Annotated in this window: 14 protein-coding genes and 1 riboswitch; of the genes, 4 read left to right on the forward strand and 10 right to left on the reverse strand. The window is 45.4% G+C overall.

Annotated features, from left to right (window positions below):
- Positions 1-19: 19 nt before the first annotated feature.
- From ACVW0P_RS03850 to ACVW0P_RS03865, 4 genes are all read right to left on the reverse strand, one after another.
- The gene (locus tag ACVW0P_RS03850) at positions 20-901 is read right to left on the reverse strand and encodes a bifunctional 5,10-methylenetetrahydrofolate dehydrogenase/5,10-methenyltetrahydrofolate cyclohydrolase (RefSeq protein ID WP_457130912.1); all 882 of its coding nucleotides are present in this window, start codon (positions 899-901) and stop codon (positions 20-22) included.
- Between the two features lie 88 nt (positions 902-989).
- A complete protein-coding gene (lepA, locus tag ACVW0P_RS03855) occupies positions 990-2,777 on the reverse strand; it encodes a translation elongation factor 4 (protein ID WP_457130913.1) in 1,788 nt (595 codons plus the stop codon).
- 315 nt (positions 2,778-3,092) lie between these two features.
- Positions 3,093-4,721, reverse strand: coding sequence for a hypothetical protein (locus tag ACVW0P_RS03860; protein WP_457130914.1), 1,629 nt, complete (start codon positions 4,719-4,721; stop codon positions 3,093-3,095).
- Positions 4,722-4,822: 101 nt separating this feature from the next.
- The gene (locus ACVW0P_RS03865) at positions 4,823-5,347 is read right to left on the reverse strand and encodes a DinB family protein (RefSeq protein ID WP_457130915.1); all 525 of its coding nucleotides are present in this window, start codon (positions 5,345-5,347) and stop codon (positions 4,823-4,825) included.
- Positions 5,348-5,456: 109 nt separating this feature from the next.
- Between ACVW0P_RS03865 and ACVW0P_RS03870 the strand changes: the two genes are divergently transcribed.
- Together ACVW0P_RS03870 and ACVW0P_RS03875 are read left to right on the forward strand one after the other, a co-directional pair.
- Positions 5,457-6,071 (forward strand): hypothetical protein, encoded by a 615-nt coding sequence (locus ACVW0P_RS03870; RefSeq protein ID WP_457130916.1) that lies wholly within the window; start codon positions 5,457-5,459, stop codon positions 6,069-6,071.
- 1 nt (position 6,072) lies between these two features.
- Positions 6,073-6,723, forward strand: a complete 651-nt coding sequence (locus tag ACVW0P_RS03875) for a hypothetical protein (RefSeq protein WP_457130917.1) — start codon at positions 6,073-6,075, stop codon at positions 6,721-6,723.
- A 129-nt stretch (positions 6,724-6,852) separates the two neighbouring features.
- Here the strand turns inward: ACVW0P_RS03875 and ACVW0P_RS03880 are convergent, their stop codons facing one another.
- The 6 genes from ACVW0P_RS03880 to ACVW0P_RS03905 form a co-directional block, all read right to left on the reverse strand.
- Positions 6,853-8,154: a DEAD/DEAH box helicase gene (locus ACVW0P_RS03880; protein ID WP_457130918.1), complete on the reverse strand. Its 1,302-nt coding sequence runs from the start codon at positions 8,152-8,154 to the stop codon at positions 6,853-6,855.
- A 25-nt stretch (positions 8,155-8,179) separates the two neighbouring features.
- Entirely contained in the window at positions 8,180-8,566 is a 387-nt protein-coding gene (locus ACVW0P_RS03885) for an acyl-CoA thioesterase (protein WP_457130919.1), read from the reverse strand.
- 65 nt (positions 8,567-8,631) lie between these two features.
- Entirely contained in the window at positions 8,632-10,956 is a 2,325-nt protein-coding gene (gene metE / locus ACVW0P_RS03890) for a 5-methyltetrahydropteroyltriglutamate--homocysteine S-methyltransferase (RefSeq protein WP_457130920.1), read from the reverse strand.
- 175 nt (positions 10,957-11,131) lie between these two features.
- Positions 11,132-11,326: riboswitch (cobalamin riboswitch) on the reverse strand.
- A 57-nt stretch (positions 11,327-11,383) separates the two neighbouring features.
- Entirely contained in the window at positions 11,384-11,863 is a 480-nt protein-coding gene (locus ACVW0P_RS03895) for a hypothetical protein (protein ID WP_457130921.1), read from the reverse strand.
- Between the two features lie 56 nt (positions 11,864-11,919).
- Positions 11,920-12,216, reverse strand: coding sequence for an L-rhamnose mutarotase (locus tag ACVW0P_RS03900; protein ID WP_457131147.1), 297 nt, complete (start codon positions 12,214-12,216; stop codon positions 11,920-11,922).
- Positions 12,161-13,453: a DUF5690 family protein gene (locus ACVW0P_RS03905; protein WP_457130922.1), complete on the reverse strand. Its 1,293-nt coding sequence runs from the start codon at positions 13,451-13,453 to the stop codon at positions 12,161-12,163. Before ACVW0P_RS03905 ends, ACVW0P_RS03900 begins: the two co-directional genes overlap by 56 nt.
- A 144-nt stretch (positions 13,454-13,597) precedes the next feature.
- Here ACVW0P_RS03905 and ACVW0P_RS03910 point away from each other — a divergent pair, with 144 nt between their 5' ends.
- Positions 13,598-14,743 carry a DUF3095 domain-containing protein gene (locus ACVW0P_RS03910; RefSeq protein WP_457130923.1) on the forward strand — a complete coding sequence of 382 codons (1,146 nt, stop codon included), beginning with the start codon at positions 13,598-13,600 and terminating at the stop codon, positions 14,741-14,743.
- A gap of 74 nt (positions 14,744-14,817) precedes the next feature.
- The gene (locus ACVW0P_RS03915; RefSeq protein ID WP_354430212.1) at positions 14,818-15,240 is read left to right on the forward strand and encodes a BLUF domain-containing protein; all 423 of its coding nucleotides are present in this window, start codon (positions 14,818-14,820) and stop codon (positions 15,238-15,240) included.
- Positions 15,241-15,327 lie beyond the last annotated feature (87 nt).

A 15,327-nucleotide genomic window follows, 5' to 3' on the forward strand; every position in this document is an offset into this window, starting at 1 on the left:
ATAAACTACTCACTAAAAACTACGAATAAACTTCTTTATTAGCCGAAGCCAAAGTGTTTTTTAGTAGACCAATGATGGTCATCAAACCTACGCCACCCGGTACGGGGGTTATCCATGAAGCTTTTGGGGATACACGTCCAAAATCAACATCGCCATAAAGCTTATAGCCAGATTTAGTTATGGTTGATGTTTCCCGGTTCATACCAACGTCGATAACTACAACGCCATCCTTCACCATATCGGCAGTAATAAAATTCTTTTTACCGATGGCAACAATCAGGATATCAGCATCAAGCGTAAATTTCTTAATATCTGGCGTGCGGCTGTGGCAAATGGTTACGGTACAGTTACCCGGAGTAGTATTACGCGCCATCAGGATACTCATTGGCGAACCCACAATGTTACTGCGGCCAACAACCACGCAATGTTTACCCGCGGTTTCCACGCCATACTCTTTTAGCATCAGGGTGATACCGTAGGGGGTAGCAGGGATAAACGAAGGCAGGTTACGCTGCATACGGCCCAAATTAACGGGGTGGAAACCATCCACATCTTTCTTAGGGTCGATGCACTCGGTTACTTTTTCAGGGTCAATATGTTTTGGGAGCGGGAGTTGTACAATGATACCATCGATATCCGCATCAGCATTTAACTCCGCTACTTTTGCAAGCAGTTCATCCTCGCTAACGTTATCTTCATAACGTACCAGGGTAGATTTGAAGCCTACCTTTTCGCAGTTCTTCATCTTGCTGGCAACGTAAGTTTCGCTGCCGCCATCATGGCCTACCAAAACGGCAACCAAATGTGGCTTACGGCCCGTGCGCTCTAAAATTTTTGCCGCTTCTTCGGCAATTTCACCTTTAAGTTTTTCTGATACGTATTTTCCGTCGAGTAACTGCATTTTTTATAAAGTCAAGAGTCAGGATAGAGGAGTCAGGAAATAACCGGATCGGTCTTGGTTCCTGGCTCTTATTTCTTAATTCTATTAATTAATCTAATTTTAAAACCGCCATGAACGCGCTTTGTGGTATCTCTACGTTACCAACCTGGCGCATGCGTTTTTTACCGGCCTTTTGTTTTTCTAACAATTTACGCTTACGAGATATATCACCACCGTAACATTTGGCGGTAACGTCTTTACGCATAGCCTTAACGGTTTCGCGGGCAATAATTTTTGCACCGATAGACGCCTGTATAATAATTTCGAATTGCTGGCGGGGTAAAAGTTCTTTTAGCTTTTCACAGATCTTTTTACCAAAATCGTATGAGTTACCGCGGAATATCAACGATGATAAAGCATCAACCGGTTCAGAATTTAGTTTAATATCCAAACGGACAAGATCACTCTGGCGGTAGCCTATCTGGTGGTAATCAAAAGAGGCATAACCTTTTGATATGGTTTTAAGTTTATCGTAAAAATCGAATACGATCTCGCCCATTGGCATCTCGAATATAAGTTCTACACGATCAGAAGTCAGGTACGATTGATTTTTAATAAATCCACGTTTTTGAATACAAAGCGACATTACCGGGCCTACAAATTCGGCTTTGGTAATAATAGTTGCCTTGATGTACGGCTCTTCCACAAAATCTATCCTGCTTGGATCAGGTAAGTCAGACGGGTTATTTACAATAACAGGCTCGCCTTTGGTGCTGTGGGCAATGTATGAAACGTTGGGAACGGTGGTAATAACCGTCATATCAAACTCTCGCTCCAAACGTTCCTGGATGATCTCCATGTGCAGCATGCCCAGGAAACCACAACGAAAACCAAAGCCTAAAGCTGCCGATGATTCCGGTTCAAAAACCAATGAAGCATCGTTAAGCTGTAATTTGGCCATCGATTCGCGCAGTTCTTCGTAATCCTCAGTATCGACAGGGTAAATACCTGCGAATACCATAGGTTTTACTTCCTCAAAACCCTGAATCCCACCTTCGCAGGGGCGGGCTATGGTAGTAATGGTATCACCAACCTTAACCTCGCGAGATTCTTTTATACCTGAAATGATGTAACCTACATCACCTGTTTTAATAACGTCTTTGGGTTGTTGTTTCAGCTTTAACGTCCCTACTTCCTCAGCAATGTACTGCTTTTCGGTAGCGAAGAATTTTACTTTATCGCCCTTGCGGATCTCGCCATTTACAACTTTAAAGTAAGCCACGATACCGCGAAACGAGTTATAAACCGAATCAAAGATCAAAGCTTGCAAAGGCGCATCCGGGTCGCCTACAGGGGCAGGTACACGCTCTATAACGGCACGCAGGATGTCAAATACACCCATCCCGGTTTTACCCGATGCGGCAAGAATATCTTCGCGTTTGCAACCTATCAGTTCTACTATCTGGTCTTTAACCTCCTCGGGCATGGCGCCGGGCAGGTCCATTTTGTTTAATACGGGGATAATTTCCAGGTCATTCTCTAACGCTAAGTAAAGGTTAGATATGGTTTGCGCCTGGATGCCCTGTGCCGCATCTACAATAAGCAATGCGCCCTCGCAGGCAGCTATGGAACGCGATACTTCATAAGAAAAATCTACGTGGCCGGGGGTATCAATAAGGTTCAGGACGTATTTTTGTCCGTCCAGCTCATAGTCCATCTGGATGGCATGGCTTTTTATGGTTATGCCACGCTCGCGCTCCAGGTCCATATCATCAAGCAGTTGGGCCTGGCTTTCGCGCTGGGTGATGGTGCCGGTATATTCTAATAACCTATCGGCAAGGGTACTTTTACCGTGGTCAATATGGGCTATTATACAAAAATTACGTATGTGCTTCATTCAGGCGCAAAAATAACTTTTTAAGCGGATAAATCCGTATCTACTTATCAATTATGCGTGGAAAGGCTGGTAGGGGCATAATTAAGGGTTAAAGGCACTGCTTTAAGTTTACTGTCCCACTTTTTATTACTAACAGCGAGACAAAAACTTAACACACTAATTATCAATTTCTTATAAATTTTCGTTTTATTAATTTACGCAAAGTAAAATATTAAATAGTTTATCCATTTATATAATAATCAAAGAGTTGTGTGGTTTTGGCAGGTGTCCCATTTTGACAAAAAACGGTACAGTGTGGGACAGGGTGAGACACCCTCATAAAGGGCTATTTAATACCGCCTGCACAAACACGGGCGTTTCGCTTACCTTTACTTTTAACTTGCCATTTACCGTATTCGCTTGCTTGCTTTCCATTGCATCCGCGCCAACTTTTAGGGTATAAATAACACCTTTTTTCGCCCCTTTAAGATCCAGGCTATACTCCGTTTTACGGCCTGCCTGGTCGGGAATGGTTAGTACATAAATGGTATTCGCGCCGCTTTGGTATTTATCAACCAATGGGTCGGCGTTTATGGTGCCTTTATAAATGTAATTACCCATCAGCTTATTGGTTTGCAAAATGTAGTCGGCGGCGGGGCGGCGTTTGGGGCTCTCGGCAAGGCCGGATGTAGCGTATTGCTCGGGGTTATTGGGCGTAGCATCAAACAACTGGTAAAAGAAAATCCGCTGAACCCCGTGGCGCGCGTAGAGCAACGACGAGCGCAAAGTCCAGTCGGCTTGCGTTATTAAGGCAGGTTTATTACCTACTGCAGGCGCTTGCTGATAACTTTCCCGGTTAATGTCGTAACCTGTTTCGGTAACCCAAACCGGTAGTTTTAAACGCTTACCTAATCTAACGAAACCATCGGCCACCTTGCCCGATCCCGAAAGCTCGGGCGCTACACCCGTTGTAGAGGGTTGATGTGTAAATACGCTGCCATCGTTACTGTACAGGTGGTAATTGAGCACATCAAAGCACAGGTTTACGCTACCATCGGCCTTTAAACCCCTGTTGGTTTTGCACCAGGCTACCATCCGCTCAACGTATTTTACATCGGCGGTAGCCAAACCTCCCATTACAACTAACATATTTGGGTCGGCAGTTTTTACCCCGGCGTTATTGCCCAGTGTGCCCTTGTGCCCGTCATAAAAAGCGGATAGGTTTGCGGCATATTCCTCCGGTGACTGGGTGGCTTTATCTCCCTTCCACCAACGGTCAGGTTCGTTACCACATTCTATATATTTGATCAGCCCAAGGCCAATCTTTACCGTATTTACCGGGTCGTTTGTCCAACGCGGGCGGTTGTCGACCTTTACAAGTGCTGGGTCTATTTTTGTATTATACCCGTATCGCGCGGCAAACTGAAACGCAGTACGTGCCTGTACTACATAAGATGCCGGAAAGCCACGATTAGCGCCAAACGAAACGGGAACATTCTCGTCGTCGCGCTCGTCGGCAGGGTAGGTGTCCATCATCCAAACGGGTAAGTTCTTCAAGTCGGCCAAAACCAAAATACTGTCCTGCTTGCAGCGGGTGTACATCACATCGTAATACCAGCTGCCGTTATTGGTGGGGTTGTAGGTGTAGTTGCCTTGGGTATTCTCCAGCTTGTTCCAGTTAAGGTAATGCCTAACCGCGCTAAAGCTTTTGATGAGCGACATATTAGTCTCGTAGATCCGGCTATGATCTTTCTTATTAGCGGGATCCTCCAAAAAATTCCATTCGTAGCTGTTTACGCCAAACATGTTTTTAAGCGGCGTTTGGTTGCTGTCGGCATCGGATGTATCGCCGGCTTTAAGTAGTTGAACAGTATCTTGCACAGCCACGAATCTCTCGCGCGGTTTCAAGTGGCATTTAGAAAGCCCAAGCACCGCGATCATTACCGTACATACTATTTTCACCATATCCGTTGTGCTATTACGCAAAGCGAACAAGATACGCATTAGGCACAAAAAAAGCCATCCCGAGTGACCGGGATGGCTTTTTGGATAAATTTCTCTTCGGTTTAGAAAAGCATTTCTGGCGGCGGGGTGGCACCTTTTAAACGCAGGTAAATGGTGGTTTGGCCGCGGTGATGTGTTTGGTGCTCAAACGCTTTTGATAGCAATAAACCACGGGTCGACTTCATTTTACCCATCGATGCTTCTTCTTTGAACTGAGCATCCGTCATGCTTTTAATGCTGGCAATAGCAAAATCGTAGCTGTCTAAAACCGCTTTGGTGGTAGCCTCTTTGGTTTGGGCTACAGTTTTTTCTAACGTTACATCCTTAGCCAACGGGGGCACTTTGCCTGTTGCTGTGGCGATGAAAAAGTAATTGGCATCGGCAAGGTGAAGCATCTGGCCTGCAAAGGTGCGTACCTCGGGCGTTGCTTTAAAGGTGTAACCATCGGCAGGCATAGCATCTAAATAAGCTTTGGTGTAAGCTTTTGCTCGGGTCCACTCGGCAGCGGTTTCGTCTTTGGTTATCTGTGCAAAAACCGAGGTGCAGGCAAGCGCCATAACGGCTAACAGAAATGATAATTTTTTCATAATAAGGTTAATTTTAGTTTTCGTGATAAAGGTAAATTTTTAGGTGTTAGTTAACAAGCGATTACGGTTTTAAAAAACTAATTGGCGCTGCTGCTGTTTATTGGTGGAAATGTTAACCAACACATTTAGCCCGACCGCCTTATATGAAAAATTACTCTTTTGCCTTTTTATGCTGTCTGCAGGGGCAACCTTTGCCCAGGACGCGCAGATCATTAAAAAAGACTTTGAAACCATCGTTACTTACACCCATCAAAAAAATATGGATAAGGTAATAGACATGACCTATCCGCGCATTTTTACCGTGATGCCCAAAGCACAGATGAAAGCCATGGCAAACGGCATGCTTGATGGTGTGGGTATCAAAACCATTTTTGAAGAGGTGCCACTGATGCTAAAGCTGAGCCCTGTTAAAAAACTTGCTAATGCTAATATTTGCCTTGGTAAGTACAACCAAAGCATGGTATTAGAATTTAAAAACCCGGCATTGATAGATATGATGACCAAAACCCAAATGCAGGGCACCAGGATTGAAAAGATAAGCGCCAACAAAGTGCGTATGAAAGGCACCCAATACCTGCTTGCCATTAAAGACAGCTACACCGGCAACACCTGGAAATACCTGCGTTACGATGATGAAGATGCAGCTACCAACAGCAAAATCTTATCAAAAGAGATAATAGCCGCAGCCACTCAGTTAAAAACCGCCCTTAAAACCATTAAGTAATATGAGAAGATCTATTTACGCGCTAATGATAATGGCCGCAATGGCATCATGCAAAAGCAAAACAAATGATAACGCAGGTACCGATACCGCGAAGAACAAAGCGGAAGAAAGCAAAACATCACCCGATGCCGTGGCTAATAATACGCCTGTAGCCGTAGCGCCGTTTGACATCAATACGATACCAGTTAGCGATAAAGATCCGGGCAAATTCCCGTATGTAGGCCTGCCCGCTAAATATACCTTCGATTATAAGGCCGAAGCCCCGGCCGAAAACACCAATGCTATGGATAAGGAATATTTCGCCGTAAATGGCAAACTGATACCGCAGGAGGGTAAAACCTTTAAAACGCATATCCAGTTACCAAGTGCCGAGGGAAAATTTAGCAGCCTAACGGTTGGTAAATACTATGATGAAGCCATTAAGGCCTTAGGTGGCGTGCAGGTAAACAATGTATCTATACCTAAAACGCAGATAGATAGCATTGGCAATAAAGAACTGATTGACAAACACTACGGCCACTCTATCGACTACAACTTATTAGACGATGTAAAGACCTACGTTATCCGAACCAAAGAAAAACAAATTTGGATCCAGATGACGCTAATGAACGGCGAAAGCGGTAATCTGACGGTTTTGGAGAAAACGAATTAATCTATATAGGCTACTTTTGTCATGCTGAACGTAGAGAAGCATCTATTCTACACCCTGCATTTTGCGATTGCAAATTCAATAATAGATCCTTCGCTATCGCTCAGGATGACAAGTAGGCGGTAGATCGATCTATACCGATACGTCAATCTTTATCTTCCTGCCTTTTATCTTTTCGTTTTTCACTAATGCTACGGTGCGTTCTATCAGGTGGCGTTTTATAGCCGCGTAGGATGAGTGGTCTAAAACTTCTATCAGGCCAAGGTCTTCTTTTGCCAGTTCGCCTTTTTTAAGCAGCAGGCCTACAATATCAACCTTGTTTATTTTATCTTTTTTGCCTGCGGCGATATAAACCGTTGCCCATGGCGATAGTTTTGGTATTACCGTTTTTTCGGGCAGTACCTCTTCTTCGGGGATCTTATCTAAGTAGTCGGGCTTTTCGCCGGGGGCAAGTAATAAGTAGGAGGTACCCGTGGCGTGCATCCGGGCCGTACGGCCGTTGCGGTGAATAAACGCCTCCTGGTTATGCGGCAACTGGTAATGCACAACATGCTCTATCTCGGGGATATCCAACCCGCGCGAGGCAAGATCTGTAGTAACCAAAATATGGTGGCTGCCGTTCCTGAATTTTAGCAAAGCCCGTTCGCGGTCGTCCTGTTCCATACCACCGTGGAAAATATCATGTGGCAGGCCCATATCATACAGCAGGTCGCTTATGCGGTCTACCGCTTCGCGGTGGTTACAAAATACCAGGGTTGGCTTATCACTTATCTTACATACTAAAGCAAACAGGGCGTCCAGCCTGTCGGCGGGTTCGCATATCACCACTTTCTGTTTTAGGTCGGGGGTAGATGCGGCGTTGGTCAGGTAATCCAGCTTGGCGGGTCGGTTAACGCCCGTGAACGAGGGGATGGCGTCCATCTGCGTAGCCGATGTAAGAATGCGCTTTTTAAGGTTAGGCAATTCCTTGATGATGTATGACATATCTGTTTGGAAACCAAACTCTAATGATTTATCAAACTCATCCAGTATCAGCGTAGTTATGGTGCTTGTATCAAAGGTTTTACGGCGGATGTGATGGCCGATACGGCCCGGTGTGCCAACTATCACTGCAGGCGGCTGCGACAGGCTGTTCAGCTCTATCTTGAGCGGGTGCCCGCCATAAAAGCAATTAATTTTAAACCCGCTGCCCATAGTGCGAAATACCTGCTCAATTTGCAGAGCCAGCTCGCGCGAGGGCACCATGATCATCACTTGTACGGTGTTGATCTTTGCATCCAGCAAACCCAGCAGCGGCAGCAAAAACCCCAGCGTTTTACCCGAACCGGTAGGCGAAAGCAGTATCACGTCGCCTTTTTTAGCAGCGGCAATGGCAGCCTCCTGCATGGGATTAAGGGCATTTATTTTGAGGTTGGTAAGCGCTTGCTGTATCATAAGCCGCAAAGATACGCTAAACCTGCTATTTAATTATCCTCACCGGTTTCTTGTGCTCATCTATCGCTACAAAGGTAAAGCTGCCATGTATGGCAAGGTCTCGGCCTTCAGAGTACATTTGCTCAACGTAGATCTCTACAGCAACCTTCAGGCTGGTATTGCCCACATGGCTCACGCGGCCTATTAGTTCTACGATGGTACCTGCCGGGATGGGTTTCTTAAAATCTATTTTATCGCTGCTTACGGTCACCATTACCTGGCGGCTAAAGCGGGTGGCGGTGATAAAGGCAACCTCGTCCATCATATGCATGGCGGTGCCGCCAAACAGGGTATCGTAATGGTTGGTGGTATTTGGGAACACGGCCTTAAAAATACGCGTTTCTGATGCTTCGATTCTTTCGTCTGTTGTCATAGTTCAAATATAAAAGCCTCACCAAAGCCCCCTCCATAGGAGAGGGCTTAAGCTTGGCATGTTGTTTAAATTAGTGCAGGCTCTGCGACGGCAGCGCGCATTTCTTTGGCGGCGGCTACCATTTCTATCAGTGCCTTTTTGGTTTCGTCCCAGCCTCGGGTTTTGAGGCCGCAATCCGGGTTTACCCAAAGTTGTGCATCGGGGATTACCGCCCGTGCTTTTTTAAGCAGGTGGGTCATCTCATCCCGGTTTGGTACGCGTGGCGAGTGGATATCGTACACACCCGGGCCTATCTCGTTTGGATATTTATAATCGGCAAATACATCCAGTAACTCCATTTGCGAGCGCGATGTTTCAATGGTGATCACATCGGCATCCATAGCGGCAATGTTCTGTATAATATCGTTAAATTCCGAATAGCACATGTGCGTATGGATCTGCGTATCGTCCTGCACACCGCTTGCCGAAATACGGAACGCTTTTACTGCCCAGTCCAGGTAATCTGCCCAATTTGCCATCCGCAAAGGTAAGCCTTCGCGGATGGCCGGTTCATCTATCTGGATAATTTTTATGCCGGCAGTTTCCAGGTCGCAAACTTCATCACGGATGGCCAAAGCTATCTGCGTACAGGTCTCAGATCGTGGTTGGTCGTTCCGCACAAACGACCATTGCAGGATGGTAACGGGGCCTGTAAGCATGCCCTTCATCCATTTATCAGTAAGCGACTGCGCATACCCCGACCATTTAACCGTCATCGGTTTAGGGCGCGACACATCACCATAAATAATAGGGGGCTTTACACAACGGCTGCCATAGCTTTGCACCCAACCGTTTTGCGTAAAGGTGAATCCCTGCAACTGCTCGCCAAAATACTCCACCATGTCGTTACGCTCAAACTCGCCGTGTACCAGTACATCCAGGTCGATATCTTCCTGCCACTTAACGGCCCGTTCAGTTTCGTCGGCAATGTGAAGGTCGTATTGTGCCTGGGTGATAGTGCCTTTTTTTAATTGGGCACGCCAGCTACGCACCTCTGCAGTTTGCGGGAACGAACCGATTGTGGTGGTAGTGTACAATGGCAAATTTAACAAAGCCCGTTGTTTTTGCTTACGTGATACAAAGTCGCTTAATCGTTGCGAATCGCTTTCGGTTATCTTTGCAACACGTTCTTTAACAGTATTATTATGTATAAGTACTGAAGTTTTACGTGAACCGATATCATGCTGGTTTTCGGCCAGTTTGTATTGTGTACCAACACCTGTTTCATCAGACGACAACACTTTTAAAAGCGCTATCTCGGTTACTTTCTGGCGGGCAAAGGCAAGCCACTGTTTTATCTCGGGCGTAAGCACTTCGGGGTCATGCTCATTCCGCAGATCAACCGGCGCGTGGATCAACGAACAGGACGGTGCTATCCAAACACGATCATCGCCAAGCTTATCTTTTGCTTTTTTGATGATGGCGAGCGATGCCTCAAAATCATTCTTCCAGATATTGCGGCCATCAATTACACCTAAGGACAGGATGGTTTTAGCGGGCAGCAAGTTCAGCACTTCATCCAGTTGCTGCGGTGCGCGTACCAGATCGATATGCAAGGCATCAACAGGCAGGGAGGTAACCAGTTCGGCATTACTACCCAGTTTTTCAAAATAGGTGGTCAGTACAAACTTTAAGCGCGGGAAATCTTTACGCAGTTGTTTGTAGGCATCGCGGTAAGCCTGTTGTTCCTTCTCCTTCAGATCAAGCGCCAGGAAGGGCTCATCAAACTGGATCCATTCGGCGCCAAGGTCCTGCAGTTTAGTGAGGATCTCGGTATAAACCTTAAGCAGATTTTTAAGCAAGTCTATCTTTTCAAAACCGGCTTCTTTTTCCTTACCCAAAAGCAAGTAGGTAATAGGGCCTATCAACACCGGTTTAGTGATGATGCCTAACTGTTTTGCCTCGTAAAACTCGTTAGTGATCTTGGTAGAAAATAATCTGAACTGCTGATCCTTATAAAACTCGGGCACTATGTAGTGGTAGTTGGTATCAAACCACTTGGTCATCTCCATGGCTACTACGTCCAGCCCGTCCTTTTGGTAACCGCGGGCCATAGCGAAGTATAGGTCGAGTTCTTCCTTGCCTTGTTTCAGGATTACCTCGTTATAGCGTTTGGGGATAGCGCCGAACATCAGGGAGTGATCCAGCACGTGGTCGTAATACGAAAAATCGTTCGAGGGAATCAGGTCGATCCCGGCTTCTTTTTGCATCAGCCAGTTATCGTGGCGGATGGTTTTACCTACGGTAAGCACATTTTTGTGCCCCGTTTTGCCTGCCCAGTAACCCTCGCAGACCTTTTTCAATTCGCGTTGGCCACCAATACGCGGGTAGCCTAAATTTTGCGTTAGCATTGCTTTAATTGATTAAATAAATAAATCGGTTAAAAGCCCTTTTAGCTAAACTTCGCAATGCGTTTGTTGGAATGGATTGGCGGAAAAGTATGGATATAGCGCGCCCTTGCATAAAAATACAGGTTGTAACGAAAACTATATCAAACACCCGACCATTGCCCCATACCGCGGAAGCATTGTCAATTCGGTATGGCAGGTCTCCTGACTTGTAACATTTTTGCCGCCCTTCCCGACCGTTTTTGGACAATCAGTGGGCATATATTCTGGCAAAAACCTTTTTGTGTTACTTACAGTTGCGCGACAGTTAGTGATTTGCACACTATTCCCTATTAATCTACAATTAAGTAAAACCTATACCGGTTGATGAAGGAAAGTAAAGAACTTACATCGGCCCAAATGTAAGTAATAAGGATGAGGAAAAGGAGGATTAGCTGTCTTCTCTTAACTTTCTGATCGTTTCAAGGGCGTCAACATCTATCTGATCTTTGGGGCGGTTAATTTCTTTCCTGTTCTCAATAAGCTGATCGATGTGCAGGAAAGGAACGCTTATGCCCTCAATATCAGCCACGGGGGCCATCTCCAGGCATTCGAAAAAGGAATGTTGCTCAAGGCCCGACATAGTAGTGAGGGCATCCAATTTAAGCCCGTTGTGTAAAATAAACTCTGTGCAATTGGGCATAAACTGCATATACTCAATCATCGGGTAGTCACCCATGGCGCAATCAACAAGCGCACTTCTAAAAGCTTTTCTGTTTTCAAGCGTGTCGTTTAACCATAGATCTAAATCGCTGGTATCGCCTTGCAATCCATTCAGCTTTAAAGCGTTGCCGCCAACTACAATGTATTGAACTTTATTAATTTGAAGGGATTTCCAGAAACTTAGAATATTTTTATCGAAGATGTCCACAGATTATGCTGATAACTTACTTCAAATTTAAATAAAAAGGCTTTAGCAAGCAATAACTATTCCGTATGGAAAACCTCCTGCATATCGCTCAATATCTTGCCTTTAGCGGCGGCATCGGGCAGGGGGATTTGGGTTGGGTCGGTACGTTTCCACCATTTTTGGGTGTTAGGGTCGGCCGCCATTTTTTGCATATCGGCGTTAAAGTTATTGCCCACATATTCAAAATAGCTAAACAGGTATGGCTTGCCGTCTATCTGTTTTATATAGCTGAATGGATTATCCGAATAAGATAATGGATTATGCTTTGGCGGATAGCCCGTTTGCTGTGGCCTGCCTGAATTTGCGTGCGAAATAAAGCGCCGAGAACAGCGTAAGCAACAAACCTACCGCCGATAAACCAATCACGCTGTTAGAGAAAAATGTGACCCAGTTTAGTTTTACTTTAAAGATCTCTTTAAAAAGCAGCACGCTAACGCTACCCACATACCCAAAAGAATCGGCCAGGTATATCAGGAACCCTACATTGCCGGCATACCTAAACGTTGCAATTAACCGCTCAAAAAACACGGCGTTGAAGGGAATGTAAACCATATACAACCCAAGGCCTACGATCGTCATCCACCAAACGGGTTCTAAACTATCGGCAATAAACAGCACGGTGGAGATGCCGGCCAATAAAAATCCTATGCCAATAAATACATGGGCGGTCATCAATGCTTTGTAGCTGTTGCGGATCATCACCATGCTGCCTATCAGTATCAGAATGACCAGGGTTATCGGTGTTTCTGTTTTAGAAAATATGGCGGGCTGATTAAAGAAACCCATTTCCTTCCACATTTCCGCGCCAAAATTATCACGGACATCCCTGAAGATGGTGGCAAATGTGTAGATGAGGATGCAAGCCGCAAGCCCCGGTAAAAGACCGCGCACAAATGCCCTGCGTTGTATTTTGCTCATTGGCGTGCGCTCCATCCGGTCGGCAATGTCGGCATCATCAGGCGAGGGGATCTTTTCCATCATGTAAACGAACAGCAGGAGCGGGGCGGCAAATAAAAGCCCGGTGAAGAACGGCACCCAAAACTCCGTAACGCCAAACTCAAGCATGAGCCAGCCGCCTGCCGACCGCACAAACCCCGAAGCGAAAATGAAACTTACAGCCAGCGTGGCGCCAATAAAATCGGTACCGCGGCGGCCTTCGATATAAGAAAAAACCACGCCCCAAAGCATCCCCAGCGGGAAACCGTTTATAAACAAAAAAACAATATTGTAAGGCACCGGCACCAACGCGAAGCCCAGCCAGCTAATCCATGCGATGCCCGTAAGTAAAATAATAACAGCCCCACGGCCGCTGCGTTTAAGTTCGGCAATGTATTTTACGCCGTAGAATTTTGCCAGCATATAGCCCAAAACCTGGCTGATAACTAATAGCGTTTTATAACTGTAACCGGCCACGGTAATACCATCAAACGTAGCTACGGTAAACGATTTACGGAAACCAAATATCATGGTGTAAGCCAAAAATACCGTAACTGCAGCGTAGATGTTTACCTGCAAACGTGTACCTGTAATCTTATTTGGCTTTAGCAGCATGGCAATAGGGTAACGTAATTCATGTAAAGGGCAATGGTGTAACCATTGTAAATATAGGTAAGTTTAACAAGCCCCAAACAACTACTTTGGGTTTAAATTGAGGCTGATATAAAACTTGCAGGGGCTTTTTACGTATGTAATTATATGCCAGTTGATAACCAACAGTTTTACACCGACTTGCCACCAAATAAGATGTTTTTGGGTGATCTTTTGACGGACGACAAACTGTTCCACGCTATCCCTGCCGACTGGCATGTTATCATCACCGATATCAAAGGATCTACCAACGCTGTTTTTGGCGGCCGGCACGAGGATGTAAACCTTATAGCTACCGGCAGCATTGTTACGGTTCTAAACATTGCTTTTGATCATAACGTTACTATCCCGTTCTTTTTTGGGGGCGATGGGGCTACTTTTATAGTACCACCAAATTTAATAGATAAATTGATGAAAGCCCTGGCGCTATATCGTACCAATACGCTCAATAATTTCAATCTTGAAATTCGTACAGGGACGGTATCGGTGAAGGAGATCTATGCTAAGGGGTATCATATGCTTCTCGCTAAGTTCAGCAGCTCGCGGTCGTTTTTTATCCCCGTACTGTTGGGCAACGGGCTTAATTATGCCGAAAAATTAATTAAGGGAGATGACGCGCTATTGTCAGATCATCCTGCTCAATCCGGAGAGCTTGACCTTACCGGAATGCAATGCCGATGGGATAGGATTGCCCCGCCCGATGATAAGGAAGAAGTTGTTACCCTGCTGGTTGTGGCAACCGAAGGTAATAAGCAATCGGCGGCGTTTAGTAAGGTGATGAATAAGATAGATGAGTTATACGGCCCGCCCCGGAACCGCCAGCCTATATCGGTTAAACAATTAAAACTTAAAACAACTTTTAGCAGCCTGGGCGAAGAAATGCGTTTTAGGCTGGGGCAGATAAAATGGTGGGAGTTGGTTAAAACCTGGCTTACTACGCTTTACGGATATATTTATTTCCGCACGCAAAGCGGTAAAAAATACCTGAAGAGCCTGGTGGAAATGTCAGACACGCTGGTTATAGACGGTAAAATAAATACTGTAATATCCGGCACCATCATGCAACGCAAAGCCTTAGAAAATGCCCTGAACCAACTTGAGCGGGAGGGGGCTATCAAATACGGCCTGCACATCAGCAGCGCGTGTATCATGTCCTGCTACGTACGCGACCTGGAAGACGGCCATATCCATTTCGTAGATGGATCTGAAGGTGGATACACGCAGGCGGCTAAGATGCTGAAAGAAAAATTATAAAAAAATATCATATTAAATACCGTAATGCGGTATTACAGGCGGCAAATTGGTAAATTGCGGCAACTTCACCATTAATGAAAAATATAGTTTACGTTAGCACCGCTGTCACGTTGATGCACGAAAATCAATTGTTTGACATTTTACATAATTCCAGGATCCATAACGCGGCGCTTAATATATCGGGCGTGTTGCTTTATTCTGAAGGTATTTTTATACAGGTATTAGAAGGCAAAGACGGTATGATAAACGCGCTGTATGCCAGGATAGAGGCAGACTCGCGCCATAAAAACATCATTAAATTGATTGATGAGCCAATTGCCGAAAAAAGTTTTGCGCAATGGCTTATGGGCTTCGCAACTGCAGATAAAGAAAAAACCGAAAAGCTGGTTGGCTATTTAAGATCTGTTAAGGAGTTGGACCTTAACCGTAGCAACAGCGCCGCTATTGACGCTATAAAAGCCTTTATAGAAACTAATGAACTTGCTGTGAAGTATTAAAGCTGTAATAAATATTTCACTACAGCCGGTGCCTTTTGCAGGAGGCACTGAACTCTTATTTTTTAAATAGCCCTCCCGCTATTCTGA

The sequence above is a fragment of the Mucilaginibacter sp. UYNi724 genome (assembly GCF_054057495.1).